We start from the raw sequence: 26,342 nt of genomic DNA, 5'->3' as shown, positions 1-26,342 counted from the left end.
CAGCGCGGGGACGAGACCCTGGGGTCAGCCCGAGGTCTCGTCCGTCCCATGGGGTATCACGGTCGTCGTGAGGCTGCGCGGGCGTCGGGGTCATGCGGGCACCTCGGCGGGCTCAAGGCGGATCACGGCGTCGGCGATCGCGCGGGCGCTGGTGCGGTGCGAGATGAGGAGCACCGTCGCGCCGGCATCCGCGAGCGACCGGATGCTGTGCCACAGCCGGCCCTCCGTCTCCGGGTCGAGCGCCGAGCTCGGCTCGTCGAGCGCGACCACCGGTGCGTTCCCGCGAAGATGCCGGTACAGCGCGCGGGCGACCGCCACACGCTGGGCCTGTCCGCCTGAGAGGCCACCGCCCTGCACGCCGAGTTCGAGTGCGGGGTCGAGGGTCCTCGCGCACGCGAGGTCCAGTGCGTGCCGCACGATCTCGGCATCCGGCGGCGCGTCGCCGAGGCCGACGTTGTCGGCGATCGTGCCGGCGAGCAGGCCGGGGCGCTGACCCGCCCACGCGAGCCACTCGGCCGGTGCGAGGCCACGGACATCGACGCCGTTCCACGCCGCTGCGCCGTCGAACGCGGCTGCGCCGCGCAGGGCGGCGAAGACGCTGGACTTGCCGGCGCCGCTCGGTCCCTCGATGAGGGTGACGGTGCCCGGGGCGGCCGTCAGATCGACGGGCTGCAGCATCCTGTCTCCGCGGCGCACGCGCACGGCAGAGAGCTCGAGGCGCGCTCCGCGCGTTTCGTCTCGCTCGTTCCTCGCTCGCTCAACGACCGGGGGCCGGGTGGCGCCGGCCGGGGCCGGAGCCTCAACGACCGGACGTCGGGCTCGGCCGATCGCTGCCTGAGCCCGGTCCGCGCCGCGTCGGAGGGCGGCATCCAGTACGTCGAACACGTCGTCGGTCGCGGCGATGCCCTCGGCCGCCGCGTGGAACTGCACGCCGACCTGACGGAGCGGCAGATACGCCTCGGGCGCCAGCAGCAGCACGAACAGGCCGACGGCGAGGGTGAGCGACCCGTCGATGAGCCGGAATCCGATCGAGACGGCGACGATCGCGACCGAGATCGACGCGAGGAACTCCAGTGCGAAGCCCGACAGGAAGGACACGCGCAGCACGCGCATCGTCTCGCGACGATAGTCGTCGGTGACGCGCTCGATCGACGCGGCCGCGCGATGCTGGCGGCCGAAGACCTTGAGCGTCGACAGCCCCTGCACGGTGTCGGCGAAGCGCGACGCGAGGCGCTGCAGCGTCTGCCACTGCCGCTGCTGCACGGAGCGCGTCGCAAGACCGATGAGCACCATGAAGATCGGGATGAGGGGGAGGGTGAGCAGCACCGTCAGCCCCGAGATCCAGTCCTGCCACCACATCACCGCGACGATCAGCGGCGTCGCCACCACCGTCTGCACCAGCTGCGGCAGGTAACGGCCGAAGTAGGCCTCGAGGGCGTCGAGGCCGCGCCCCGCGGTGATCGCCAGCGCCGCGGAGTTGCGGGCTCCGAGCCACTCGGGCCCGAGTGCGCCGATCGCCGCGACGAGTGCCGTGCGCAGCTGCGTCTGCACCCGCGCGGCGGCGCGGGCGGCGACAGCCTCGCGCGTCCACAGCAGCACGGCGCGCACGGCAACCACGAGAGCGAGGGCGCCCAGAGTCGGCAGGAGTTCGGCCGGCGGCATCCCGTCGACCGCTCCGGTGATGGCGCGGGTCAGCAGCCAGGCGAACGCCACGATCACGGCCGTCTGCGCGAGCGCGATCGCCGCGATCGCGGCGAAGAACCACCGCGAGGCGGTCGCGTACTTCAGCAGCCGCGGGTCGACGGGTTTGCCCGACGTCGGGGCCGGGGCGTCGCCGTTGTTCTCGTCCATCGCTCCTTCGACCCTACCGATGCGCTCCGCACTCCCTCTGTCCCTGTTCACTTGCGCTGAACGTACGCGATCCCGCGTATCCGGCGTACGTTCAGCGCAAGTGAACTGCCGCCGTGGAGGAACGGATGCCGTGGGCCGCGGCATCCGCCTCGGGCAGGTCAGTGCGCGGGCTCCGCGGCGGCCGCCTCGATCCGCGAGCGGGTGATGCGCTTGCGGAAGATCCAGTACGTCCAGCCCTGGTACGCCAGCACGAGCGGGAGGAAGACGAGCGCCGCCCACGACATGATCGTCAGCGTGTAGTCGGTGCTGGACGCGTTCTCGATGGTGAGGGAGCCGGCCGGGTCGCCGGTCGACGGCATCACGTACGGGAACAGGGCGAACCAGACGGCGAGGACCGCGGTGACGATCGTGAACGCGCCGAACCCGAAGGCCCAACCTTCGCGACCGCGGGCGTTGGAGATCCACGATGCGATGAGCAGCACGGCGGCGACCGCCGACAGGATCGCCGTCATCAGGGCGAACTCGCGCCCCTCGCTGAACGCCATGCCCACCGTCCACACCAGGAAGACGGCGGCGACGACGATCGTCAGGAGCCCGGCCCGGCCGGCCAGCCGGCGTGCGTCGGCGGCGACCTGGCCGTCGGTCTTCAGCGCGACGAAGTACACGCCGTGCGTGAAGAACAGCAGCAGCGTGGTGAGACCGCCGAGCAGCCCGTAGGGATTGAGCAGGGTCAGGAACGACCCGACGAACTCGTGGTCCGCGTCCAGCGGCACGCCCTGCACGATGTTGGCGACCGCGACGCCCCACAGCAGCGCCGGCACGGCTGAGCCGACGACGATCATCGTGTCGAAGCCCCTCTTCCACCGCAGCGAGTCGCGCTGATGGCGGTACTCGAACGAGACGCCGCGCAGGATGAGCGCCAGCAGGATCAGCAGCAGCGCGAGGTAGAACCCACTGAACAGCGTCGCGTACCACTCGGGGAACGCGGCGAACAGACAGGCGCCGGCCACGATGACCCACGTCTCGTTGAGATCCCACACGGGGCCGATGGTGTTGATGACCTGGCGCCGGCTGACGTCGTTCTTGCCGAGGAACGGCAGCGACATGCCGACGCCGAAGTCGAACCCGTCGAGCACGAAGTAGCCGACGAAGAGGAATCCGACGATCCAGAACCAGAGGTAGGCGAGATCCATGACGTGCTCCTGAAGCTCCTAGTAGACCGTCGTCGGGGTGTCTTCGACCGCCAGGGTGCGCTGATCCGGCGCGCCAGGCTCGGGGAGGGGCTCAGGCCCCTTCTTGGCCGTCTTCACGATGAGTCCGAACTCGACGACCGCCAGTGCCGCGTAGATGAGCGTGAACGCGGTCAGCGAGATGAGGACGGTCCAGCCGGGCACCGAGGGCGAGACGCCGTCCTCGGTCAGCATCAGGCTGAACACGATCCAGGGCTGGCGGCCCATCTCGGTGAAGACCCAGCCCACCAGGATCGCGAGCAGGGATGCCGGCCACGCCCAGATCGCGAGCCGCCAGGCCCACGCCGGGACCTCGCGCGTCGCCTTCTTGCGGGTGAGCCAGAGGCCGACGACCGCGACGAGCGCCGCGACGCCGCCCAGGCCGATCATCCAGCGGAACGCCCAGTACGTGACCCACAGGATCGGGGCGAAGTTGCCGTCGACCTGGTCGGCGAACTGCGGGAACATCTCCGTGGTGTAGAGCGTGTTGAGGTCGTTGATGCCCTCGACGCAGCCGTCCAGCGAATGCGTCGACAGCAGCGCCAGCAGGTAGGGGACGCGGATCGAGAACAGCTCGCTCGTGCCGTCCGGGGTGCCGAGCGTGAAGATCGAGAAGGAGGCATCCGCCCCGCACGCGCTGTCGAACATCGCCTCGGCGGCGGCCATCTTCATGGGCTGGGTGGCGACCATCACGAGACTCAGCTGGTCGCCCGAGATCGCGACACCCGCGAATGCGGCGATGAGACCCCACAGCCCGAACTTCAGCGACGACCGCATCATGTCGACGTTCTGCCTGCGCAGCAGATGCCAGGCCGAGATCGACACGATGACGCCCGCGGTCATCATGAACGCCGCGAACAGGGTGTGCGGCAGGGCCGCCAGCGCGACCGGGTTCGTCAGCACGGCGAAGAAGTCGGTCATCTCGGCGCGTGAGCCGTCTTCGGCCATCTTGAAGCCGACGGGGTTCTGCATGAAGGCGTTCGCCGCGAGGATGAAGTACGCCGAGAACCAGGCGCCGATCGTCGCGATCCAGATGCTCGCGAGGTGCAGCGCCCTGGGCAGCTTGTCCCAGCCGAAGATCCACAGGCCGATGAAGGTGGCCTCGAAGAAGAAGGCCATCAGGCCCTCGAAGGCGAGCGGAGCCCCGAACACGTCGCCGACGAACCGCGAGTAGGACGACCAGTTCATGCCGAACTGGAACTCCTGCACGATGCCGGTGACGACGCCCATCGCGAAGTTGATGAGGAAGATCTTCCCGAAGAACCGCGTCAAGTGCAGCCACTTCACGTTGCCGGTGCGGAACCACGCGGTCTGGAAGATCGCGACCGTCAGCGCCATGCCGAGCGTGAGCGGCACGAAGAGGAAGTGGTACAGCGTCGTGAGGCCGAACTGCCAGCGCGCCAGCAGCAGGGGGTCCAGCAGATCCATGTTGCGCTTCCGATCGTCGGACTGACTGTATGGTCTGACCACACAGTAGCATGTGGTCAGACCACAGGGGGAGTCGATCTTCGCGATCGTCTCGCGGTCTCAGATTCCCAGTAATCCGCGCGTGGCGCGAGCTATCCGGCCGTGAATAATCCGACGCACCGGAGCCGTGTGCGGCGCCGCGCGACTACCCTCGAAGCATGGCGATCCGGGCAGAGCGATCGGAACCGGGCGCGTGAGTGCGATCCCGGTCACGATCGGGCGTCGGATGCCGCTCATCGCGGCATCCGAGCGGCTCGACGCCTCGGCGCAGGGCGCTGCACCGGCCTCCCGCAACATGGCGATCGGCGATGCGCTGGTCGACACGCACGGGCGGGTGCACCGCGATCTGCGGATCTCGCTCACCGACCGCTGCTCGCTGCGGTGCACGTACTGCATGCCCGAGCAGGGCAACGAGTGGCTCGCCAAGACGAGCATCCTGACGCTGGACGAGATCGAGCGCATCGCGCGCGTCGCCGCGGCCGACGGCATCACCACGTTCCGGCTCACCGGCGGCGAGCCGCTGCTGCGCACCGACATCGTCGAGGTGGTGCGCCGCCTCGCCGCGATCACGGGACCGACCGGCGCTCCGGTCGAGATCGCGATGACGACGAACGGCATCCGCCTTCCCGAACTGCTGCCCGGTCTGGTCGAGGCGGGCCTTCACCGCCTGAACATCTCGATCGACACGCTGCGACGCGACCGTTTCCATGAGCTGACGCGCCGGGACCGGCTGGACGACGTGCTCGAGGGGATCGCGGCGGCCGGAGCCTCGGGCTTGCGCCCGCTGAAGCTCAACGCGGTGGCGATGCGCGATGTCAACGACGACGAGCTGGTCGAGCTCGTGGAGTTCGCGATCGCCCACGAGGCGCAGATGCGGTTCATCGAGCAGATGCCGCTCGACGCCGGCCACACCTGGGACCGCTCGCGGATGGTCACGCAGGACGAGATCCTGCAGGCGCTCTCCCGGCGCTGGACACTCACCCCGGTGCCTGGCCGGGGCGGCGCTCCGGCCGCACGCTGGACGCTCGACGGCGGTCCGCACTCGGTGGGCGTGATCGCATCGGTCACCGCGCCGTTCTGCGGCGACTGCGATCGTCTGCGGCTGACCGCCGACGGACAGCTGCGCAACTGCCTGTTCTCGACGACCGAGTACGACGTCCTGCCGATCCTGCGCGACGGTCGCCCCGCCGAGGCGGTGGATGCCGGCATCGACGGGATGCTGCGCTCCTGCGTGCACGGCAAGCTGCCGGGGCATGCGATCAACGACCCTGCGTTCCTGCAGCCCGCACGCGGGATGAACGCGATCGGGGGCTGACATGGGCCGCCTCACCACGCGCTCCCCGGTCACGCGGATCACGCTGAACGACGGCGACTCCGCGGTCCGGCGCCGCGCCGACACGCTCGTCGTGGAGGAGCCGCTCGAGATCCGCATCGTGGGCGAAGCGCTCACCGTCACCATGCGCACGCCCGGGCACGACCTCGAGCTCGCTGCCGGTTTTCTGGTGTCGGAGGGCGTGATCGCTGCGAGCGGAGACCTCCGCTCGGCGATCCACTGCGGCGGTCCCGGCACCGGCTCGGCGGCAACGCCGCTGCTGACGATCGGGCCGGCGGCGGTCGGCACGCCGGCGTCGACGGAGAACACGTACAACGTGCTCGACATCGCTCTCGCACCGGGCCTGGCGCCGTTGATCACCGACATCGCGCGCAACTTCTACACGACCAGCTCGTGCGGCGTCTGCGGCACGGCGTCGATCGAGGCCATCGAGAAGCAGTCCCGCTACGACGTGGCGACGGATGCCGCAGCCGTCGATGCGGCAGTGATCACCACGCTCCCCGACACGCTGCGGGCAGGGCAGGCGGTGTTCGAGAAGACCGGCGGCCTGCACGCCGCGGCACTTTTCGACGCCGCCTCGGGGGAGCTTCTCGTGCTCCGCGAGGACGTCGGCCGCCATAACGCCGTCGACAAGGTCGTCGGCTGGGCGGTGCTCGAAGACCGTCTGCCGCTGACCGGAACGGTGCTGCAGGTGTCGGGCCGCGCGAGCTTCGAGCTCGTGCAGAAGGCCGTGATGGCCGGCATCCCGATCCTGTCCGCCGTCTCGGCGCCCTCGTCTCTCGCGGTGGAGCTCGCCGCGGCCTCGGGGCTCACGCTCGTCGGGTTCGTGCGCGGATCGTCGATGAACGTGTACTCCCGGCCGGACCGGGTGCGGGTGCCGGCGCCCTCCCGGCTCTGAGGCGGCTCAGCGCCGCGCGGGCGCGAGCTGCACCACGCACTTCGTGGGGTCGCACGACGGCGCGATGCCCTCGACGCGCAGCGGACCGCCGGCCTGCGCCAGCACGCCGTCCATGATCCCCACGTGCACGTGGCATAGGGTGCCGCGGTGCTCGGCGGCGGGCGCGTGCGGGCACGGCGTCAGATCCACGGTCAGCGCGCGCTCATCGACGAGCGGGTCGAAGCCGGCGTCACCCAGGTCCTCCACGAGTGCGTCGAGCTGATGGAGGGCATCGGCGCCGAGCTCGGCATCCGTGTCGGATCCGTACATGCGGCGCAGCAGGTCGCCGCGCCGCGCCGCAGCCTCGGCCCGGCGGATCGCCACCGGACTCGATGCCTCGCCGTCGCCGGTAGCCGCCGAGTAGAGCACGCGCGGTCGCCCGCGCGTGGTGCGGCGCTCGGTCTCGGCGATCACGTAGCCGGCGTGCATCAGGCGCTGCACGTGCTCGCGCACCGTGTTGGCGTGCAAGCCCGTCGCTGCGACCAGCTCCGAGACCGTCCGGTGCGGGCGCTCCTGAAGCAGATGCATGATCTCGACGCGGGAGTAGCTCGAGATCGCGCTGTACCCGGCCGTCATGCCCCCATTATCGCCGGATGCCGCGACGGTTCCGGCTCGCGATGCCGCATCGGCGTCGGATCAGAAGAGCTGGCCGAAGATGAGGATCGCGATGAAGAACACCGCCAGGATGGCCACGATGATGCCCAGCGTGCGGCCGGAGAGCTTCGCGACGCCCCACCCGATGAGCACGGGCACCGCGAACAGGAAGATCGCGATGATCCACCAGAACGTCGAGTAGCCGGCGCTGCTGGCCTCTTCGAGGCGGCCGCCGAAGAGCTGCTGCGTCGCGGGGTGGGTGGCGAAGCGCACCGCGATCGAGATGGGGACCGCGACGAACGCGAACACGACGAGTCCGATGAGCCAGCCCCAGAGGACGGGGCTGCCGTTGCCCGCGAGGACCCCGCCGTGCAGTTCGGGTTCGGGCTGGTGCTGCTGCTTGCCTGATGCCATGGGCATGACTCTAGTGGCGCGCAGCCTGCGTCGGTCGCGGGTTCCGCCCGGACGTGGCGCTGCCCGCCGGTCCTTCGGGAGGAGGCGGGCAGCGTCGGGGCGCCTAGGATCACCGCCTGGGGGTGCGGTTCTCCGCGCTCACCATCCACGAGAGCTGCTCAACACGCTCGAGGATGGCGTGGAGGATGTCGGCACTCGTGGGGTCTTCTTCGTCGACGGCGTCGTGCACGTCGCGGCAGGTCGCTGCCACGTCGTCCAGTCGTTCCGTCATCAGATCGACGACCTCGTTCGTCGCGATCTCGCCCTGCGGGAACTCCGGCAGGGTGGTGTTCTGTGCGACCACGTCGCTGCGCCCGTCGGGCAGGGCGTGCAGCGACCGCATCCGCTCCGCGACGGTGTCGGCGAAGTCCCGGGCCGCCTCGATGATCTCGTCGAGCTGGAGGTGCGTGTCGCGGAAGTTCCGGCCGACGACGTTCCAATGCGCCTGCTTGCCCTGCAGCGAGAGCTCGATGAGGTCGACGAGCACCTTCTGCAGGTTCTCGCTCAGCGTCTCGGACGCCGTGAACCCGCGTTCCGCGTTCTGCTCCGGGGTGAGCGCCGCGCCGACCCCGCCGCGCGCCGTACGGCGACGGCTCTTGGTCGTCGCGCTCCCGCCGCTCTGCGAGGTGCTCTTCTTCGCGGTCGTCGTCGCCACTGTCGCTCCATTCGTGGGGTGCTCGCTCAGGAGACGGCCGTGATGGCTCGCCGTTGGGGCACCGGCGTGGGTCGACCCGCTCTGCGGGTCGCCTCGACGTTAACCGGCCTGGGTTCAGAAAGCTCGGGGCTTGCCCTTTTCGTTGCGGCGTGCTAGCCCTCGTCTCCGCCGTCCGCGTGGTGGGATGGGAGCGTCATGACTTCGCCGACTCCCGCCCCCGCGTCCGCCACCGAGATCGCCGCCGCCGTCCGCGCGGGCGACGTCTCCGCTCTGGAGACCGTCGAGGCGCACCTCGAGCGCATCGCCGCCGTCGATCCTGACGTGAACGCGCTCACCGTCGTCTTCGGCGAGCGGGCGCGGGAGGCGGCCGCCGAGGTGGATGCCGCGCTGGCCGCCGGCCGCGACCCGGGCCCGCTGGCGGGCGTGCCGATCTCGGTGAAGGAGAACATCGACCTCACCTGGTCGGCGACCACCAGCGGCTGGCGTGGGCTGGCCGATGCGGTGCCCGCGCGCGACGCCTCGATCGTCAGACGCCTGCGCGAAGCCGGAGCGGTCCCCGTCGGCCGCGGCAACATGCCCGACTTCGGCATGCGGTGGGACACCGACAACGACCTTTTCGGCCGCACGGTCAACCCGTGGAACCGCGAGCGCAGCGCCGGCGGCTCGAGCGGCGGCGACGCCGTTTCGGTCGCGACGGGCATGAGCGCCCTCGGCGTCGGCAACGACTTCGGCGGATCACTGCGCCTGCCCGCCTACGCCGCCGGCGTGGTGGGGCTCCGTCCCACTCAGGGGCGGGTGCCGCGTGCGGCCGTGAACGGACAGCCGGTGGCGCTCACGCTCCAGCAGTTCTCGGTCAACGGACCCCTGGCGCGAACGGTCGGCGACGCGGCACTCGCGCTCGGTGCGATGGAGGGCTGGGATGCCGACGACCCGGTGTCGATGACGGCTCCGACTCCCGCCCGCGTGCCGCACCGCGTCGGGGTCGTGCGGCACACCGCCGGGACCGAGGTCGATCACGAGGTGTCCGCAGGCGTCGACCGTGCCGCGGCATCCCTCCTCCGCGCGGGCTGGGATGTCGTCGCGGTCGAGGCCCCGCACCTCGAGGAGGCGGCCGTGCTGTGGCGGCGGCTGTCGTGCACCGACATGCTGATCTCCCTCGACCCCGCGACGCTGGGGGAGCCGCTCGGTCGCTCGGCTACCGCGTTCCTGCGTGACAGCACCGCCGCGGCCCGCCCCTACGAGTCCGCGCGCGAGTACGCCGAGGCGTGGGCACGCCGCGCCGCGATCGCCGCGGAGTGGCGCCGGCTGCAAGTCGAGGTTCCGCTCCTGCTCGGCCCCGTGTCGGCGTCGCGCATGCGCGAGCCGGACTACGACCTCGGCGGACGCGAACCGGCCGATCGCGCGTGGGGCGACCTGTGGCTCACCGTGGCAGCGAACTTCCTGGGGCTGCCCGCGCTGGCGCTGCCGACCGGACTCGGCGCCGACGGCATGCCGACCGGTGTGCAGCTCATCGGCCCGTCGTGGGGCGAGCACTCCGTGCTCGAGGCGGGACATACGGTCGAGGCGGGGGTACCCCGACTGCCGTCGCTCTTCTAGCGCGACCCGGGCCGTCGCGTCAGGATGGGGCGGGGCGGGTCTGTGTGCCCGCTGTATCAGTGCCGCCGACCATTCCTCCTCCCAGACGGAAGGCGAACGGAGAGCCCATGTCTCGCACGCGCGCGTCGCACGTGACGCTGCCGGATCTGCGCGGGCGGACGGCACTGGTAACCGGTGCGAGCGACGGCGTGGGGGTCGAGATCGCGCGCGGACTCGCGGGTGCGGGCGCCGATCTGCTGCTCCCGGTGCGCAATCGCGACAAGGGCGCGCGGGTGATCGACATGATCCGCACCGACTCGCCCGATGCCCGAGTGGGTCTTCGCGATCTCGATCTGGCGCGCCTGGCTTCGGTCGACGCGCTCGCCGCGGCGATGCGCGCCGAGCGGGCACCGCTGGACATCGTCGTTCTCAATGCGGGGATCGTGCTGCTCGGCGATCCCGAACGCCACGTGAGCGCCGACGGGTTCGAGCTGCACTTCCAGACCAACTTCCTCGGGCACTTCGCGCTGACGACGGCGCTGCTGCCCCTCCTGCAAGAGCGTGGCGCACGCGTCGTCGTACAGCTGAGTCTCGCGGCGGCCATCGCCCGGCCGGCATGGAACGACCTCCAGGGCGAGCGCCGATACTCGCCGCTGCGGGCCTACGGTGCGTCGAAGGCGGCGCTCGGGCTGTTCGCGTACGAGCTCGCGCGGCGCTCGGCCGCCGAGGGCTGGGGCATCTCGGTGCAGCTCAGCCACCCCGGCGTCGTGCCCGACACGGGGATCGCGCCGGCCATGCGCGCACGTCAGCGCAGCGGTGCCGCGCGCGGACTCGCGCAGCGGCTCGGCAGCACTCCCGCGCAGGCGGCGCAGCCGGCTCTGCTGGCGGCGGTGACGGATGCTGATCCTCTCGACCCTGCCGGTGAAGATCCCCTTGCCGCTGACTCGTCGATCCGAGGCTCCGGCCGGCAAGGGCGCGCGGCATCCCCGGGCTTCTTCGGCCCGTCGGGCTGGATGCATTTCGGCGGCCCGGCGGACGCGTTGCGCCCGTACCGACGGCTCGCCCACCCTGCGGCCGGCGCACGGATGTGGGCGATCGCCGAGAAGCTGCTGCGCGACCGGGCCGACGCCGTGCGCGCCTGACAGGTTGCCTCACCGGCACGCTGGGCGCGTGCGAGCGCAGATGGGGCTGCGTCCGTGGACTACGGGATCGGCGACTCCGGAGCCTCCGGAGTCTGCGGGTACGGCGGCTCCTCGGGATGAGGTGCGAGGGGTTCCTCGGGCCAGGGCGCCGGCGGCTCGCTCGGCGGTTCCGGCGAGGGGAAGTCCGGGCTCGGCCCGCCGGGGCCGGCGGGTGCTTCGCCCGGCGGCGTCTGGTCGGGCAGCGGCTCCGGGATCGTGGGGTCGGTCATAGCTCCTCCAGCGAGGTCTGCGGGCGGTCTGTGGGGTTCGTGTCCAGGGTCCCTCGGCGAGGCGCGCGCGGCGAGACCCTTGACGCGGCATCGGCCCGGGGGTAACCGCGTGCGGCGCGGCAGGGGAGCATCCGTAGGCTGGAGGGGTGGCATCCGTTCTGAACATCTCGGCGTATCTGTTCACGCACATCGCCGACGCTCCCGAGCTGCGGCCGACGCTGCGCGAGCGCGCCGTCGACGCGGGGCTGAAGGGCACCATCCTGCTCGCCGAGGAGGGGATCAACCTCTTCCTGGCGGGGGATGCCGCCGCCCTGCGCGGCTTCGTCGCCGACCTTCGGGCGGACCCGCGCTTCGCCGCGCTGACGACGAAGGAGAGCTGGTCGGCGGCGCAGCCCTTCGGCAGGATGCTGGTCAAGGTCAAGCGCGAGATCATCCGCATGGACCACCCCACGATCCGCCCCGAGGTGGGGCGCGCGCCCGCGGTCGCCCCCGAGACGCTGCACCGCTGGCTCGACCGTGGTCGAGACGATGAGGGACGCGAGGTCGTCCTGCTCGACACGCGCAACGCCTTCGAGGTCGACTACGGCGCGTTCGAGGGGGCTGTCGACTGGCGCCTCGAGCGGTTCACCCAGTTCCCGGATGCCGCAGCCGCCGCTGCAGCCGACCTCGACGGCAAGACCGTCGTGAGCTACTGCACCGGCGGCATCCGCTGCGAGAAGGCGGCGATCTATCTGCGCGAGGCCGGTGTGGAGGCGTATCAGCTGGACGGCGGCATCCTCGGCTACTTCGAGCAGGTCGGCGGCGATCACTGGAACGGGGAGTGCTTCGTGTTCGACGAGCGGGAGGCCCTCTCGCCCGCGCTGACGCCCCGACCGCAGGTGCTCGCATGACGGCGGCCGGGTCGACGGCACCGGCGGACGAGCGTCCTGCCCGCCGCACGGTGCTGATCGCCGTCGCGATCGACGTGATGCTGGTGATCGCCTTCGCCGCGATCGGCCGCGCCAGCCACGACTCGGATGTGTGGACGGGCCTCTGGCAGACGGCGTGGCCGTTCCTCGGCGGCCTCGCGGCCGGCTGGCTCGTCACCCTCGCCTGGCGGGCACCCGCCGCGCCGGTGCGAACCGGACTCGGCATCTGGGCCGTCACCGTGGGAGGAGGGATGCTGCTGCGCGCGGCATCCGGTCAGGGCACGGCGCTCCCGTTCATCATCGTGGCCGCGGTGACCCTGTTCGTCGCGCTCGTCGGGTGGCGTGCCATCGACTTCGCCGTGCGCCGCGCGCGCCGGCGCTGAACCGGCCCTCAGCCGGTCTTGCGGAGGCCCGTCTCGATCACGATGCGGTTGCCGTCGATCACACCCGGCCCGTCGCCCGGCACGGGGGCGGGAGCGGGCGTGATCTGCTCGGCATCCCACACCGCCCGGGCGTTCTCGGCGGTCGGATAGAAGAACTCCTCGATGCCGAGCAGCCCTCCCGAGGAGTGCGAGGGCGCTTCGCCGCGGCTCCGCCGCCGATGTGTGTCGACCGCGAACCACAGGAAGTACACCGGCAGGGCGACTGCGGCGCTGGCGAAGGCCCACACCATGATCTCGCCCATGTCCATGACGACAGCGTACGTCGCGGTCACCGGTGCGCGAAGCCCTCCAGGGTCGCGTCGGGCGGGACTTCGTCGAACCACGCCTCGAAAGGCACGGGCGTGCCGTCGCCGGGAACAGCGTCGACGTAGGTGCTGCTCGCCGCGGCGATGCTGCCGTCGGCAGCCCGTGCGAGCACGGTGACCGCGACATACTCCTGGTCGTCTTCGAAGCGGGCGCTGAGGGTTCCCGACACAGCAGCCGGACCGTCCGGGCTGGTGGGGCCGGTCAGCTGCTCGACGACGAAGCTGCCGGTCTCAGCGGCGGGCGACAGCGTCGCCTCGGAGGCTTGGGGCGGGCTGACCGAGATGCTGGCGATCTGAGCGTCCCCCATGTCGAAGAAGTAGCCGACGAACGCCGTCCGTCCGGAGAGCAGCATGGTGTACGCGGGAACCGACGCGAGCGGCGACCCGTCGGCGGCGTAGGCGACGACGTCGAGGTACGAGTCGAACACGTAGTCCGCGTTCGGGTTGTCGATCACCACGGCGTACCACCACACGTCCTCGTAGTCGTGTCCGAACGCCGTCTCGGCCACGGTCGGCTGCACGGGCGTCGCGAACTGCGCCCCGGGATCGGGCTGCCCGTCGGTTCCCGGAGCGGTGATGCCTGGCGCAACGTATTCCTCGTAGTCGTCGTCCCCATAGGGTCCGCTGTCGACGCCGGAGGTGCCGGCGAACGATCCCAGGAGCGCGGCCACCGCGAGGACCACGGTCAGGATGCCTCCGATGATCGAGAGGATGAGCGCGGCGACGCCGAAGCCCTTGCCGCCCTGCTTCCTGCTGATCAGGGCGATCAACGCGAGGACGAAAGCGACGAACAGGAGCAGCGGCGACAGCGAGCCGGCTCCCCAGGAGCCGACGGTGGCACCGACGAAGGCGAAGAGGATTCCGGCGCCCGCCATGACCAGCGCGACGATCGCGAGCGCCTTCGGCCGGGTGTCGATGCCGCCGGGCGGCTCGCCACCGGGCGCGCGGCCGAAGGCCGGTGCTCCAGGGTAGGTGGGCGGTGGTGCCGCGGGGTGGCGTGCGTAGGGCGGCAGGGCGTAAGCCGCGGCGGGGGCGCCGGAGTCGGCACCCGGCTGCACTCCCGCGGACGCCGACGGAGGGCTGCCGGTCCACGGGGGCGCAACGGCAGGCGGGGTGTTCGTGGCACCCGGGTCGGCGTACGACGGGGTGGCGTACGCGTGGGTGAGGGGCTGAGCGGGCGGCTGCGCCGGCGCCGCGTCGGCGGGCGGCGATGTCGGCGTCGCGGGGATCGCGTAGGCGGGGATCGCGTACTGCGGAGCGTCGAGGGCAGGCGCCGTGTAGGGCCGCGCGGGCGCGGCCGCCTCCGCCGGATCGGCTGTCGACGCGGTCTCCCGCGGGGATTCCGGCTGGGAGGCTGACGCAGAGCCGTGCGGGAGCGTGGGATCCAGAGGCTCGCCGGGCGGGGGCGCAGCGGAGGGGTGGGCCGTGGGTGGGTGGTCGCCCGGTTGCTGCGGCGGGAGGGGGTCGGACATGCGGCTCCTGTTCTCGCTCTCCGGTGTCTGCCCCAACCTAGCGAAAGGACCGGGTGGTCTCAGGTGCATCGGCAGAAAGAGAACGGCGCCTCCCGCCGTGCCGCGAGGGCAGGGCTGGAGGCGCCGTCCTGTGGTCGGTGCGAGGTCAGCTCAGGCCGTTCTCGGAGAGCCAGTCCGCGGCGATGTCCTCGGCCGAACGCTCGTCCTCTGTGGACTCCACATTGAGCGCGACCAGTCCCTCGGGGGTCAGCGCGGCGCTCACCGCGTTGATGACGTCGGCGATCTCGTCGGCGATGTCGGCGTTGACCACGGGGACGACGTTCGAGGCGAGGAAGAGGCCTTCAGGGTCTTCCAGCGTCACGAGGTCCTGGGTCGAGATGCGCGGGTCGGCGCTGTAGACGTTGGCGATCTGGATGTTCCCGGCGACGAGCTCGTCGACGGTGGTGTCTGCGGTCGCCTGGAACGACACGGTCACCCCGTAGACATCCTGGAGTCCGGTCGGCCCGTACGGGCGCTCCTCCAGCTCGGGCGCGCCACCGAGCACCAGGCCGTCGATGCCGGCGAGATCGGCGATCGAGGTGAGTCCGTTCTCCTCCGCGAAGGCGGCGGTGACGTTGTAGGAGTCCTGGTCGGTCGCCGACGACTGGTCGAGCACCGTCAATCCCTCGGGCAGGGCGTCCTGCAGAGCCGCGTAGACGTCGTCCGATGTGGTCGCCGTGGTGTCGGGCTCGAAGTACTGCAGCAGGTTGCCGGTGTACTCGGGGAACAGGTCGATCTCGCCGTCCTCGAGGGCCGGCATGTAGGCGTCCCGCTGGCCGATGTTGAAGTTGCGCTCTACCGTGAAGCCGCCCGCCTCGAGGGCCTGTGCGTAGATCTCGGCGATGATCTCGTTCGAGTAGTAGGCCTGCGAGCCGATGACGATGGTCGACGAGTCGCCGGTGTCGCCGCCGTCGCCGCCGTCACCGCTCAGCGGGTCACTGGAAGCGCAGCCGGCGAGAGCGAGTGCCGCGATGGCGGTCCCTGCGAGCGCCGCGGTCAGGCGCGTGCGTGCTGTGGACATTTTCGTTTACCTCCGGTGTGGTGGTGGGGGATATCAGCGGGAGACTTGCGGGGCGCGGGCGAGAGCAGGTGCACTCGCCGCCGAACGGACGCGGGGACCATCGGTCCTGGGGACGGCGAAGCGGGCGAGCAGGGCGAAGACCCCGTCGAGGACGAGAGCGAGTGCGACCACGACGATGGAGGCCCCGAGGATCTCGGGGAAGTCGCGGAGCGCGATGCCCTGCAGGATGTAATAGCCGAGACCGCCCACGCCGATGTAGGCGCCGATGGTCACCGTGGCGACCACCTGCAGCGTCGCCGAGCGGAAGCCGCCGATGAGGAGTGAGAGTCCGAGTGGCATCTCGATCCGGAACAGGATCTGCCACTCCGTCATTCCCATCGCGCGGCCGGCGTCGATCACGGTCCGATCGATCGCCTCGATGCCCGCGTATGCGCCGGCGAGGATCGACGGGATCGCCAGGACGACGAATGCCGCCACCGCGGCCTCGGTCTTGAAGGCCACGCCGAAGACGAGCCAGAGGAGGACCACGAGCCCGAGTGCGGGAAGTGCTCGAGCTGCACCCGAGAGGAACACGGCGAGTTCACGGCCGCGCCCCGTGTGGCCGATCAGCCAGCCGACGGGCGTTGCGATCACGGCCGCGATCGCGACGGATCCGAACGTGAACGCCAGATGCTGGGCGATGGCGGTCGGGAGCGGGAGCGAACCCGTCAGCCGTTCGGGGGAGAAGATCCAGGCGAACGCCTCGGCGAGCAGGTTCATGCGGTCACCGCCCGAAGCCGTGCCTGCCGTGGTGCCCTGGTTCGCCTCGTCCACGGCATGAGGGCGCGACCGGCCAGGATCAGCAGTCCGTCGATGATCAATGCGATGACGACGACCGCGACGACGCCCGCGAGGACCTCGGCGATGATTCGACGCTGCGATCCGTTCGTGAAGAGGTAGCCCAGATTCTCGACCCCGATGAGCGCCCCGACGGTCGCGAGGGAGATCGTCGACATCGCGGTCACCCGCAGGCCCGCCAGCACGACGGGCCCGGAGAGCGGGAAGTCGACCGTCCAGAAGCGTCGCCAGGCGCCGAAGCCGACAGCGACGGCAGCGGAACGCGTCACCGGGTCGACGGATGCCAGCCCGTCGGTGACGGAGCGCGTCATGATGGCGACCGCGTAGATCGTCAACGCGATGACGAGGTTCAACTCCGACAGGTAGGGCACGCCGAACAGCGTCAACAGAGCGAACAGGGCGAACGAGGGGATCGTGTACAGCAGCCCGACGACCGTCAGCACGGTGCCGCGGAGCCTGGTGTAGCGGAACGCCAGCCAGCCCAGGGGAACTGACAGGACGAACCCGGCGACGATCGCGACGGCGCTCTGACGCAGGTGGTCGACGGTCAGTGCGCCGATCAGGTCGAGGTTGTCGAGCACCCAGTTCACGGCTCGTCCTCCACCAGCACGCCCTGCGTGCGCCCGGCGGTGTCGACGAGCACCGTCCCGTGCGCCGTCTGCTTGGCGCGCAGCGCCCGTGCGCCGCGCTCGACGCCGATGAAGTCCGCGACGAACTCGCTCGCCGGGTTCTCGATGATCTCGCTCGGGGTGCCGATCTGGGCGACGCGCGCGCCCTTCTCGAGGATCACCACCTGGTCGCCGAGCAGGAACGCCTCGTCGATGTCGTGGGTCACGAAGACGATCGTCTTGTCGAGCTCGTCCTGCAGCCGCAGCGTCTCGGCCTGCAGCTCCCGGCGGACGATGGGGTCGACGGCGCCGAACGGCTCGTCCATCAGCAGGATGTTGGGGTCGACCGCGAGGGCCCGCGCGACACCCACGCGCTGCTGCTGGCCGCCCGAGAGCTGGCTCGGGTAGCGCTTCGCGAGCCCGCGCTCGAGGCCGACGACATCCATCAGCTCGAGTGCGTCCGCGCGCGCCTTCACCCGCGAGACGCCGCTCAGCACGGGAACGGTCGCGATGTTGTCGACGACCGAGAAGTGGGGGAGGAGCCCCGCGTTCTGCAGCACGTACCCGATGCCGCGGCGGAGCGTCACCGGGTCGCGTTCCGAGATCGGCTCATCGTCGATCGTGATGACGCCGGTCGTCGGCTCGACCAGCCGGTTGATCATGCGCAGCAGTGTGGTCTTGCCGCTTCCCGACGATCCGACGAACACCGTGGTCTTGTGCGCGGGGATGAGCACGCTGAAGTCGTCGACGGCGGCGGTGCCATCCGGGTAACGCTTCGAGACCCCGCGGAATTCGATCGCCATGCTGCCCTTTCGGCCGGGGTTCCCACATAACCACACGCCGCCGACATGATGACGGAGGCCGACAGACGCCGTGATCTCCGGTATCCTCGCGCCCTGCGACGGCGGTGGCAACCGTGTCGCCTCTGTCGCCACGCGCCGCTACGTTGGGGCGCATGACTTCTCGCGAATACGACCTCATCGTGATCGGAGCCGGCCCGGTCGGCGAGAACGTGGCCGACCGGGCGACGCAGGGCGGCCTGTCGGTCGTCGTCGTCGAGAGCGAGCTCGTGGGCGGCGAATGCTCGTACTGGGCGTGCATCCCGTCGAAGGCGATGCTGCGCGCGGGTGCGGCGCTCAGCGCGGCCCGCCGTGTGAAGGGGGCCGCGGCTGCTGTGACGGGCACCGTCGACGTCGCCGCCACCCTGCTGCGCCGCGACGAGCTCGTGCACCACTGGGACGACACGTCGCAGGCCGACTGGCTGCGTGGCGCGGGCATCGATCTCGTGCGCGGGCACGGGCGGATCACCGGTGAGCGCGAGGTGACGGTCACCGACGCCGACGGCTCGCAGACCGTCCTGACAGCCCGTCACGCGGTCGCCGTCTCGACCGGGTCGGCGGCGCTGCTTCCCGACATCCCCGGCCTCCGCGAGGTCCAGCCGTGGACGAGCCGCGAAGCCACGGGCGTGCACGACGTCCCGGCATCCCTGGCGGTGCTCGGCGGAGGCGTCGTCGGCAGCGAGATGGCCACGCTCTTCACCTCGTTCGGCACGGCGGTCACCGTCATCGCGCGGTCGGGCCTGCTGCGCGGCGTGGAGCCCTTCGCCGGTGAGGCGGTCGCGAAGGCGCTGCAGGAAGCCGGCGCCGCGGTGCGCACCGGCGTCGAGGTCGAGAAGGTCTCGCGTGCCGGCGACGGCGATGTCGTGCTGTCGCTGTCGGACGGCTCTGAGGTGCGGGCTGCCGAGGTGCTCGTCGCCACGGGGCGGGTGCCCCGCACGGCCGACCTCGGGCTAGAGACGGTCGGACTCGAGCCCGGCGCCTGGCTCGACGTCGACGACACGCTGCGCGTCCGCGGAGTCGACTGGCTCTACGCTGTCGGCGACGTCAATCACCGCGCCCTGCTCACCCATCAGGGCAAGTACCAGGCCCGCGCCGCCGGCGATGTCATCGCCGCGCGCGCCCGGGCGGCAGACATCGACGACGCGCCCTGGGGTGCGCACGTGGCGACCGCCGATCACGCCGCCGTCCCGCAGGTGATCTTCACCGATCCGGAGGTGGCGGCGATCGGCCACACCGAGGAGTCGGCGCGCGCGGCGGGTCTCGACATCCGTGTCATCGACTACGACCTCTACTGGCTCGCCGGCTCCAGTGAACTGGCCGACGACTATCAGGGGCGCGCGCGGGCGGTCGTCGACGAGAAGCGGCGCGTGCTCGTAGGCGCGACGTTCGTGGGGCAGGACGTGGGCGAGATGCTCCACGCCGCGACCATCGCCATCGTGGGCGAGGTGCCGATCGAGCGCCTCTGGCACGCCGTGCCGTCGTACCCCACGATCGGCGAGGTCTGGCTGCGCTGGCTCGAGGAGTACGGGCGCTGAGCTCAGCGCCCGCGACCCGGGTCCGGACTCGCCGTCGCTGCGGGGCATGACAGCGTTCCAGACGCCGTGGATGAGCCAGAGGTACCCTTGGCGCTCATCGTCGCTCCCGCAGGAGGTGGCACATGCGGCCAGACCCATCACCGGTCGGCCCCGGTCAGGAATCGGTCTGGGACTATCCGCGTCCGCCACGGGTCGAGCAGGTCGCGCGGCGCGTGCGGATCCGATTGGGCGGTGAGGTGATCGTCGACACCGACGACGTCGTGCGCGTCCTCGAGACGAGCCATCCGCCGGTCTACTACCTGCCGATCTCCGCCTTCACCGCCGGCGCGCTGACTCCCGGCGAGGGCTCGTCCTACTGCGAGTTCAAGGGCGGCGCCAGGTACTTCGACGTCCGCGGCGGAGGGCAGCTCCGGCCGCGTGCCGCGTGGACCTACCCCGACCCGGCCGCCGGGTTCGAATCGCTCACCGGCCGGGTGGCGGTCTACGCCCGCGACATGGACCTGTGCACGGTCGACGGCGTCGAGGTGATCCCTCAGCCCGGGCGGTTCTACGGCGGATGGATCACGCCGGAGATCATCGGGCCGTTCAAGGGAGAACCCGGCTCGCTGGGGTGGTGACATCCCGTCCGCGCCCCACGCTCCCGCGGCACCCACCTGCCGATCTGACAGGGAACACCCAGCCTGCTCCCTTGTTGAGCGATATATCGCTAGGTATCGTCGGCATATCGGCACACACTCGTTCAGGAGGTCGTCATGAGCGGTTCGTTCCAGGGATTCGGTTCGCGTCCGGGAGGTCAGGGCTCGGGTATTCCCGGCAGCCTGTGGGATGCGATGGATCAGTTGAAGGATGCCTTCGAGCGCGGGTTCTCACCCCGTGTCGGGCGCGGCGACGTGCGGGCAGCGGTGCTCGCGATCCTCGCCGAGAAGCCCATGCACGGGTATCAGATCATCCAGGAGATCGAGACGCGCAGCGACGGCGCGTGGAAGCCCAGCCCGGGCTCGGTCTACCCGACGCTGCAGCTGCTGGCCGACGAGGGTCTCGTCGCGGCGGAGGAGTCGGGCGGCAAGAAGACCTACTCGCTGACCGAGGCGGGACGCGCGGAGGCGGCGGCCGCCGACGGCCAGTCCGCGCCGTGGGAGGCGTTCGGCTCGCGCGACACCGGGCGCGCCAGCGCCCTGCCGAAGGCGGGCGCGAAGCTCGCGCAGGCAGCTGCGCAGGTCGGTCGCGGCGGCACGCCCGAGCAGGTGGCGCAGGCGGTCGAGGTGCTCGACGAGGCGCGGCGTAAGCTCTACTCGATCCTCGCTCAGGACTGACGGGCCGGCTGGTTGCCGGCGCACGACGTCGACCCGCGCAGACGGGGTCGGCGGGGTCCGCGATCCCGGGCGACCGGGATCGCAGGCACCTCTGATCACCTGATCCGCACCGCCTAGGAGCTTCGATGGTCGACGTCGGGAACGCGCGCGCCCGCTATCGCCGGATCCTGCGGTTCGCCGGGCGCTACATGGTCCAGGCGTGGTGGTTCGAGCTCGTCCTGCCGCGGTTCGGACTCGGTGCGCTCGCCGCCCGCGGACGCACGCGCCGGCTGCGCACCATCGCGCGGCGGTTCCACGTCCTGGCGGTCCAGTACGGCGGCCTCATGATCAAGGTCGGCCAGTTCCTGTCGTCGCGCCTCGACGTGCTGCCGCCAGAGATCACGAAGGAGCTCGAGGGACTGCAGGACGAGGTGCCCCCGGTCGCCTTCCCGGCGATTCGCGAGCTCGCCGAGGCCGAGCTCGGCGTGCCCCTGACCCGCGCGTTCGAGTGGGTCGATGAGACGCCGGTTGCCGCGGCGTCGCTCGGCCAGGCGCACCGTGCACGACTGACGTCGGCCGACGCCGCCGAGACCGGGTTCGCCGACGTCGTCATCAAGGTGCAGCGGCCCGGCATCGAGGCGATCGTCGACGTCGACCTCGCTGCGCTGCGGCGGGTGGCCGGCTGGCTCAGCCGGGTGAAGGTCGTGCGCGACCACGTCGATCTCCCGCAGCTCGTCGAGGAGTTCGCGCACACCAGCCGCGAGGAGATCGATTACCTCCACGAGGCGCAGAACGCGGAGCGGTTCGCCGCCGACGTCGCGGGCGACCCTCGCGTCGCGGCACCCGAGATCGCCTGGGAGCGCACCACGCGTCGCGTGCTGACGCTCGAGGACGTCACCGCGATCAAGATCAACGACATCGAGGGTCTGCGAGCCGCGGGAATCGACCCGGCCGCGGTGGCGGTCGAGTTCGCGAACGTGATGTTCGACCAGCTGTTCCTGCGGGGGTTCTTCCACGCCGACCCGCATCCGGGCAACATCTTCGTGACGCCGGTGGCGCGTCCCGCCGGTGACACCCGGCATCCATGGACGCTCACGTTCATCGACTTCGGGATGATGGGCGAGGTGCCCGACACGCTGCGGCACAACCTGCAGCAGCTGGTGATCGCGGTCGCCTCGCGCAACAGCGGGCAGATGATCGACAGCATCCGTGCGGTCGGCGTGCTGCTGCCGTCCGCGGACACCATCGAGCTCGAGCGGGCCATGACCGCGCTGTTCGCCCGCTTCGGGGGCATGGGGTTCGCCGAGCTGCAGAAGGTCGACCCGCGGGAGTTCCGCGATTTCGCCAAGGAGTTCGGCGATGTCGTCCGGTCGCTGCCGTTTCAGCTGCCCGAGAACTTCCTGCTGATCATCCGTGCGGTCTCGCTCACGAGCGGGATGTGCAGTTCGCTCGACCCCTCCTTCAACGTGTGGGATGCCGTGGAGCCGTATGCCGATCGTCTGCTGCGCGACGAGCGGGGCAGCATGGGGAGAGCCGTCGTACGGGAGGCGACGTCGATGGCCGGTGTCGTCGCACGGCTGCCGCGACGGCTCGACGACATGGTCACCCGCATCGAGGACGGGCGGCTCGTCGCGGACGTGCCGAAGCTCGACAGGTGGCTGAAGAGGCTCGAGCGCATGGGCCGTCGTGTCGTCTCGGCCGTGCTGTTCGCCGGACTGCTGATCAGCGGTTCGGTGCTGCGTGCGGAGGACCTCACGATCGGCACCGTGCTGATGATCGCCTCACTCCTGCCGCTGCTGCACGCGCTGTTCGCGGGCTTCTCCGGCCGGCGCGGGCCCCACGACTGAGCCCCGTGGTCGGTGGAGCGCACGGCGCGGGCGCCGAGCGTCGCGGCCGCGCTCGTCGCGTGCAGCGGGAACCCCGCGATCTTCGACGCCCCGGCCCGCAGGCTCCCTAGACTTCGAAGGCGGGCGCCCTCGCGGCGCGCGTCGAGGACGAGCGGAGGAGCGCAGATGCAACTGGGAATGGTGGGCCTCGGCCGGATGGGCGGCAACATCGTCCGACGGCTGATGCGGGACGGGCACGAGTGCGTCGTGTACGACGTGAGCGCGGATGCCGTCGCCGGCCTCGTGACGGAAGGCGCCGTGGGCGCCGGCAGCCTCGGCGACCTCGTGTCGCAACTCGAGGCGCCACGCGCGATCTGGCTGATGATCCCCGCCGGACTGACCGGAAAGGTCGTCGACGAGGTGGCCGCGCTGCTGGACCCGGGCGACATCATCATCGACGGTGGCAACTCGAACTATCGCGACGACGTGCGTCGCGCGGCGGCCCTGAAGGACAGCGGCATCCACTACGTCGACGTGGGCACGAGCGGTGGCGTGTTCGGCCTGGAGCGCGGGTACTGCCTGATGGTGGGCGGGCCGGACGAAGCCTTCCAGCGGATCGAGCCGATCCTCCAGACGATCGCGCCCGGCAGCGGGGAGGCCGGCCGTACGCCCGGACGCGCCGGCGACTTCGCGCCCGAAGAGCTCGGATACCTGCACTGCGGGCCCTCCGGCGCGGGCCACTTCGTGAAGATGGTCCACAACGGCATCGAGTACGGGGTGATGGCGGCGCTCGCGGAAGGACTGAACATCCTCGAGCACGCGGATGCCGGTGTGCAGGAGGCGGAGCACTCGGCCGAGGTCGCCCCGCTCGAGGAGCCGGAGTTCTACCAGTTCACCATCGACACACCCAAGGTCGCGGAACTGTGGCGGCGAGGATCCGTGATCTCGTCATGGCTGCTGGATCTGACCGCGGCCGCGCTCCAGGGCAATCCGACGCTCGAGGGGCTCGCGGGCCGCGTATCGGACTCCGGCGAGGGCCGCTGGACCGTGAAGGCCGCCGTCGACACGGGGGTCCCGGCTCCGGTGCTCGCGGCATCCCTGTTCGAGCGGTTCGCATCGCGGGGCGAGGACCAGTTCGCCAATCAGGTGCTGTCGGCGATGCGGCTGCAATTCGGCGGCCACCAGGAGCTGCCGGCGGGCGATGTGCTCGAGGCCGGCGGGCGCAAGTCGGAGTCCTCGAGCGGCGGGTCGGCGTCGGCAGCCGACGGCGCGTCGTGAGCAAGGTCGATCTCAAGAAGTCGATCGCAGCCTACAAAGCGCCGCGGGGGTCGTTCGAGATCATCGACGTGCCGGCGATGCACTACCTGATGGTCGACGGGCACGGAGATCCGAATACGTCGGAGGCGTACGGGGAGGCGGTCGCGGCGGTCTTCTCCGTCGCCTACACGCTGAAGTTCCTGAGCAAGACCGACCTCGGTCAGGACTACGTGGTGATGCCGCTCGAGGGACTGTGGTGGTCCGATGACATGGCGACGTTCACGACGGAGCGCGACAAGTCGCGCTGGAGCTGGACGATGATGAGTCTCGTGCCGGAGTGGATCGACACCGCTCATTTCGAGCGGGCACGGGATGCGGCGGCCGCGAAGGGCGGCTCAGCGGCCATCGATCGGCTGCGGATGACGGAGCTGGTGGAGGGCACGTGCGTGCAGACGCTCCACGTGGGCTCGTACGACGACGAGGCACCGGTGCTCGACGAGATGCACAACCGGTTCATCCCGGATGCAGGCCTGCGCATGCGTGGGCTGCACCACGAGATCTACCTGACCGATCCGCGTCGCTCGGCTCCCGAGCGGCTCCGGACGATCCTGCGCCAGCCGGTCGAGCAGGCGAGGCCTGCCGATCCGGCGGGGTGAGTGCACGATGACTGTCGGCAGTCAGCCGGGGCCGATGTGATCGGCCCCGGCTGACGACAGATCAAAGCGGCCGGATGTTGGCGGCCTGCATGCCCTTCGGGCCACGCTCGGCGTCGAATTCGACCTTCTGGTCCTCGCGGAGCTCCTTGAAGCCCTCGCCGGTGATCGCGCTGAAGTGCGCGAAGAGGTCGGCCGAACCGTCGTCGGGGGCGATGAAGCCGTAGCCCTTCTCCGAGTTGAACCATTTCACGGTGCCAGTGGCCATCGTGTCTTTCCTTCTTTTTCGTGGGCCGTGTGAACGGCCGCGGGTGCCACTCGCGCGAGCGCGCAGTGGACGTGTGTGGCGCGCGTGGCGCGCGGGTGCGACGGTGTGCGAGGCGAACGACGCTGCGACAGCCGCGGATGCCTGGGGCTGCGTGGGGTGCACGCCGAGGGGCGACCCGAGGGCGCTCTGCGCCTCGAAGCCGTGGGAGCCGACAGCGACGAACCCCGCGTACTCGCCGGCGGCGGTCGCGACGAAGACGTCGGCGTCGGCCTGGTGCCAGTCGAGCAGGAGATGTGCCGGTGCTGCTGTGGAAGTGACGGAAGTCAAAGGAACTTTCAGAAGGTGCGCGTCCGCGAGGCGGAAGGGGCACGAAATCGATGGGAGTGAAACCGCACTCGGCGGTGGACGTCGGAAGCTCTGCATTCCTCGTTGATGGCAGAGGATGTCGACAAAACAGCCCGATCGGGCGCTCCAGGTTAGCACGCTCCGGTGTGTGAAAGCCCGTGTGTCGCCCCGCGACCCGCCGAAGCGGCGGATGTGCCCCTGAAACCGGCTATCTCCCTCGTGGGCCGGTCGTCCCGGCATCGGGTGCGGCGTCGGACCCGACGTCTTCGGGTCGACGCGAGATGAGGTTGGTCGCCCAGCGCTCGTTGAAGCCCGCGAGGAAACCCACCGAGCCCCAGAAGAACCAGCTCTCGACGCGCCCCTCGGGGATCACGAACACGACGGAGAGGAGTCCGCTCTTGAGCAGGAAGACGACCGCGGCGGCGAAGAACCACCCGAGGACGATGCGGTACCTCGCCGCGCCGCCGTCGGCGACCTCGATCGGCAGATTGCCCATCTTGTGCATCCGCAGAAGCACGCTGACGCACGCGCCGGCAGCACCTGCGCCCACTGCGACCAGGACGTCCCGCAGCGCGTCGGCTTGATCGGGCGGCATGGCACCTCCCCGCCACAGCGTGATCACCGCCGCACCGACACCGCCGATCAGGGCGAGGGCGACAGTGGTGAGGATGACGCCGCCGACGAGCCCGCGCGCGTATCTCCGGCGCGCGATCTCACCCTCCCGGCGCTTGAGGAAGTCATCCGCGTACCGCAGGCGGGCCTCGAGCGCGGCGACGTCGGAGGAGTGCGGACCGGAGCCGGCGAAGCCCTCGGCGGCGATGCGCACCGCTTCCCGGACGAGTTCGTCGAGGGTCGAGATGTCGTCTCCGCGCAGCACGAACCGCCCCCGGAGGAGTACCTCGTCGAGTCGCCCGAACTGGCGCGGTGCGGACGTGGCCACCTTCATCGCCGCCGCGTGGAAGCCCGGCTCGTCGCCGCTCAGCAGGCCGGCGGGCTGCTCGTGGAGCGCCTCCCGCTCCCGCTCGGCGGCACGCGAACGCGCGGCATTGGGAACACGGGCGAGCTGGATCCTCAGCCAGGTGACCCAGGATGCATCGCCGATCAGTCCCGTGCCGAGCGGGGACTGCGCTGCTTCGGTCATGATCGCTCCACTCCCTCCGCCGCGCACGCACGGCGGTTGCTCGGAAGA

At 70.7% G+C, this 26,342-nt stretch carries 27 protein-coding genes; 12 read left to right on the top strand and 15 right to left on the bottom strand.

Going from position 1 to position 26,342, the window contains the following annotated elements; translation table 11 throughout:
- Positions 1-90 precede the first annotated feature (90 nt).
- The 3 genes from cydD to MRBLMI12_RS03615 all read right to left on the bottom strand — a co-directional run bounded on the left by cydD (position 91) and on the right by MRBLMI12_RS03615 (position 4,508).
- Positions 91-1,851, bottom strand: coding sequence for a thiol reductant ABC exporter subunit CydD (cydD, locus tag MRBLMI12_RS03625; protein ID WP_363353960.1), 1,761 nt, complete (start codon positions 1,849-1,851; stop codon positions 91-93).
- Positions 1,852-2,009: 158 nt separating this feature from the next.
- Entirely contained in the window at positions 2,010-3,044 is a 1,035-nt protein-coding gene (cydB, locus tag MRBLMI12_RS03620; protein ID WP_363353958.1) for a cytochrome d ubiquinol oxidase subunit II, read from the bottom strand.
- A gap of 18 nt (positions 3,045-3,062) precedes the next feature.
- Positions 3,063-4,508, bottom strand: a complete 1,446-nt coding sequence (locus MRBLMI12_RS03615) for a cytochrome ubiquinol oxidase subunit I (RefSeq protein ID WP_363353956.1) — start codon at positions 4,506-4,508, stop codon at positions 3,063-3,065.
- Positions 4,509-4,740: 232 nt separating this feature from the next.
- Between MRBLMI12_RS03615 and moaA the strand changes: the two genes are divergently transcribed.
- The gene (gene moaA / locus MRBLMI12_RS03610; protein WP_414686176.1) at positions 4,741-5,862 is read left to right on the top strand and encodes a GTP 3',8-cyclase MoaA; all 1,122 of its coding nucleotides are present in this window, start codon (positions 4,741-4,743) and stop codon (positions 5,860-5,862) included.
- Position 5,863: 1 nt separating this feature from the next.
- The gene (gene fdhD / locus MRBLMI12_RS03605) at positions 5,864-6,778 is read left to right on the top strand and encodes a formate dehydrogenase accessory sulfurtransferase FdhD (RefSeq protein ID WP_363353954.1); all 915 of its coding nucleotides are present in this window, start codon (positions 5,864-5,866) and stop codon (positions 6,776-6,778) included.
- A 6-nt stretch (positions 6,779-6,784) separates the two neighbouring features.
- On the opposite strand, the gene MRBLMI12_RS03600 is transcribed toward fdhD, so the two are convergent.
- The 3 genes from MRBLMI12_RS03600 to MRBLMI12_RS03590 all read right to left on the bottom strand — a co-directional run bounded on the left by MRBLMI12_RS03600 (position 6,785) and on the right by MRBLMI12_RS03590 (position 8,519).
- A complete protein-coding gene (locus tag MRBLMI12_RS03600) occupies positions 6,785-7,393 on the bottom strand; it encodes an ArsR family transcriptional regulator (protein WP_363353952.1) in 609 nt (202 codons plus the stop codon).
- Positions 7,394-7,453: 60 nt separating this feature from the next.
- On the bottom strand, positions 7,454-7,825 hold the full coding sequence (locus MRBLMI12_RS03595) for a hypothetical protein (RefSeq protein WP_349428381.1): 372 nt from the start codon (positions 7,823-7,825) through the stop codon (positions 7,454-7,456).
- A 109-nt stretch (positions 7,826-7,934) separates the two neighbouring features.
- Positions 7,935-8,519, bottom strand: coding sequence for a Dps family protein (locus tag MRBLMI12_RS03590; RefSeq protein WP_349428380.1), 585 nt, complete (start codon positions 8,517-8,519; stop codon positions 7,935-7,937).
- A gap of 195 nt (positions 8,520-8,714) precedes the next feature.
- On the opposite strand from MRBLMI12_RS03590, the gene MRBLMI12_RS03585 reads away from it, so the two are divergent.
- On the top strand, positions 8,715-10,115 hold the full coding sequence (locus MRBLMI12_RS03585; RefSeq protein ID WP_363353950.1) for an amidase: 1,401 nt from the start codon (positions 8,715-8,717) through the stop codon (positions 10,113-10,115).
- A 107-nt stretch (positions 10,116-10,222) separates the two neighbouring features.
- A complete protein-coding gene (locus MRBLMI12_RS03580) occupies positions 10,223-11,236 on the top strand; it encodes an SDR family NAD(P)-dependent oxidoreductase (protein ID WP_363353948.1) in 1,014 nt (337 codons plus the stop codon).
- 59 nt (positions 11,237-11,295) lie between these two features.
- Here the strand turns inward: MRBLMI12_RS03580 and MRBLMI12_RS03575 are convergent, their stop codons facing one another.
- Positions 11,296-11,505: a hypothetical protein gene (locus MRBLMI12_RS03575; protein ID WP_349428377.1), complete on the bottom strand. Its 210-nt coding sequence runs from the start codon at positions 11,503-11,505 to the stop codon at positions 11,296-11,298.
- Between the two features lie 146 nt (positions 11,506-11,651).
- On the opposite strand from MRBLMI12_RS03575, the gene MRBLMI12_RS03570 reads away from it, so the two are divergent.
- Both MRBLMI12_RS03570 and MRBLMI12_RS03565 read left to right on the top strand, forming a co-directional pair.
- Complete coding sequence (locus MRBLMI12_RS03570) at positions 11,652-12,395, top strand: sulfurtransferase (RefSeq protein WP_363353946.1); 744 nt, start codon at positions 11,652-11,654, stop codon at positions 12,393-12,395.
- Positions 12,392-12,796 (top strand): DUF3054 domain-containing protein, encoded by a 405-nt coding sequence (locus MRBLMI12_RS03565; RefSeq protein WP_363353944.1) that lies wholly within the window; start codon positions 12,392-12,394, stop codon positions 12,794-12,796. The genes MRBLMI12_RS03570 and MRBLMI12_RS03565 overlap by 4 nt, the downstream gene beginning before the upstream one ends.
- A gap of 8 nt (positions 12,797-12,804) precedes the next feature.
- On the opposite strand, the gene MRBLMI12_RS03560 is transcribed toward MRBLMI12_RS03565, so the two are convergent.
- The 6 genes from MRBLMI12_RS03560 to MRBLMI12_RS03535 all read right to left on the bottom strand — a co-directional run bounded on the left by MRBLMI12_RS03560 (position 12,805) and on the right by MRBLMI12_RS03535 (position 17,941).
- Complete coding sequence (locus MRBLMI12_RS03560) at positions 12,805-13,104, bottom strand: hypothetical protein (RefSeq protein ID WP_349428373.1); 300 nt, start codon at positions 13,102-13,104, stop codon at positions 12,805-12,807.
- 20 nt (positions 13,105-13,124) lie between these two features.
- Entirely contained in the window at positions 13,125-14,633 is a 1,509-nt protein-coding gene (locus tag MRBLMI12_RS03555; RefSeq protein ID WP_363353942.1) for a hypothetical protein, read from the bottom strand.
- 145 nt (positions 14,634-14,778) lie between these two features.
- Complete coding sequence (locus MRBLMI12_RS03550) at positions 14,779-15,693, bottom strand: ABC transporter substrate-binding protein (RefSeq protein ID WP_363353940.1); 915 nt, start codon at positions 15,691-15,693, stop codon at positions 14,779-14,781.
- A gap of 33 nt (positions 15,694-15,726) precedes the next feature.
- A complete protein-coding gene (locus MRBLMI12_RS03545; protein ID WP_363355723.1) occupies positions 15,727-16,452 on the bottom strand; it encodes an ABC transporter permease in 726 nt (241 codons plus the stop codon).
- Positions 16,449-17,120 (bottom strand): ABC transporter permease, encoded by a 672-nt coding sequence (locus MRBLMI12_RS03540; protein ID WP_349428370.1) that lies wholly within the window; start codon positions 17,118-17,120, stop codon positions 16,449-16,451. Before MRBLMI12_RS03540 ends, MRBLMI12_RS03545 begins: the two co-directional genes overlap by 4 nt.
- Positions 17,117-17,941: an ABC transporter ATP-binding protein gene (locus MRBLMI12_RS03535; protein ID WP_363353938.1), complete on the bottom strand. Its 825-nt coding sequence runs from the start codon at positions 17,939-17,941 to the stop codon at positions 17,117-17,119. Before MRBLMI12_RS03535 ends, MRBLMI12_RS03540 begins: the two co-directional genes overlap by 4 nt.
- A 152-nt stretch (positions 17,942-18,093) precedes the next feature.
- On the opposite strand from MRBLMI12_RS03535, the gene MRBLMI12_RS03530 reads away from it, so the two are divergent.
- From MRBLMI12_RS03530 to MRBLMI12_RS03505, 6 genes are all read left to right on the top strand, one after another.
- Positions 18,094-19,512 carry a dihydrolipoyl dehydrogenase family protein gene (locus tag MRBLMI12_RS03530; RefSeq protein ID WP_363353936.1) on the top strand — a complete coding sequence of 473 codons (1,419 nt, stop codon included), beginning with the start codon at positions 18,094-18,096 and terminating at the stop codon, positions 19,510-19,512.
- A gap of 122 nt (positions 19,513-19,634) precedes the next feature.
- Complete coding sequence (locus MRBLMI12_RS03525) at positions 19,635-20,129, top strand: DUF427 domain-containing protein (protein WP_363353934.1); 495 nt, start codon at positions 19,635-19,637, stop codon at positions 20,127-20,129.
- Positions 20,130-20,264: 135 nt separating this feature from the next.
- Entirely contained in the window at positions 20,265-20,825 is a 561-nt protein-coding gene (locus tag MRBLMI12_RS03520) for a PadR family transcriptional regulator (RefSeq protein ID WP_363353932.1), read from the top strand.
- 125 nt (positions 20,826-20,950) lie between these two features.
- The gene (locus MRBLMI12_RS03515) at positions 20,951-22,651 is read left to right on the top strand and encodes an ABC1 kinase family protein (protein ID WP_363353930.1); all 1,701 of its coding nucleotides are present in this window, start codon (positions 20,951-20,953) and stop codon (positions 22,649-22,651) included.
- 165 nt (positions 22,652-22,816) lie between these two features.
- Complete coding sequence (gene gnd, locus MRBLMI12_RS03510) at positions 22,817-23,908, top strand: phosphogluconate dehydrogenase (NAD(+)-dependent, decarboxylating) (protein WP_349428363.1); 1,092 nt, start codon at positions 22,817-22,819, stop codon at positions 23,906-23,908.
- Positions 23,905-24,543 (top strand): GyrI-like domain-containing protein, encoded by a 639-nt coding sequence (locus MRBLMI12_RS03505; RefSeq protein ID WP_363353928.1) that lies wholly within the window; start codon positions 23,905-23,907, stop codon positions 24,541-24,543. Before gnd ends, MRBLMI12_RS03505 begins: the two co-directional genes overlap by 4 nt.
- Before the next feature lie 61 nt (positions 24,544-24,604).
- On the opposite strand, the gene MRBLMI12_RS03500 is transcribed toward MRBLMI12_RS03505, so the two are convergent.
- On the bottom strand, positions 24,605-24,808 hold the full coding sequence (locus MRBLMI12_RS03500) for a cold-shock protein (RefSeq protein ID WP_026059428.1): 204 nt from the start codon (positions 24,806-24,808) through the stop codon (positions 24,605-24,607).
- A 553-nt stretch (positions 24,809-25,361) separates the two neighbouring features.
- Positions 25,362-26,294 (bottom strand): hypothetical protein, encoded by a 933-nt coding sequence (locus MRBLMI12_RS03495; RefSeq protein ID WP_363353926.1) that lies wholly within the window; start codon positions 26,292-26,294, stop codon positions 25,362-25,364.
- Between the last annotated feature and the right edge of the window lie 48 nt (positions 26,295-26,342).

Source organism: Microbacterium sp. LMI12-1-1.1, from assembly GCF_040676455.1.
Classification (GTDB): Bacteria; Actinomycetota; Actinomycetes; order Actinomycetales; family Microbacteriaceae; genus Microbacterium.
This window is presented reverse-complemented; position numbering and strand designations above follow the sequence as displayed.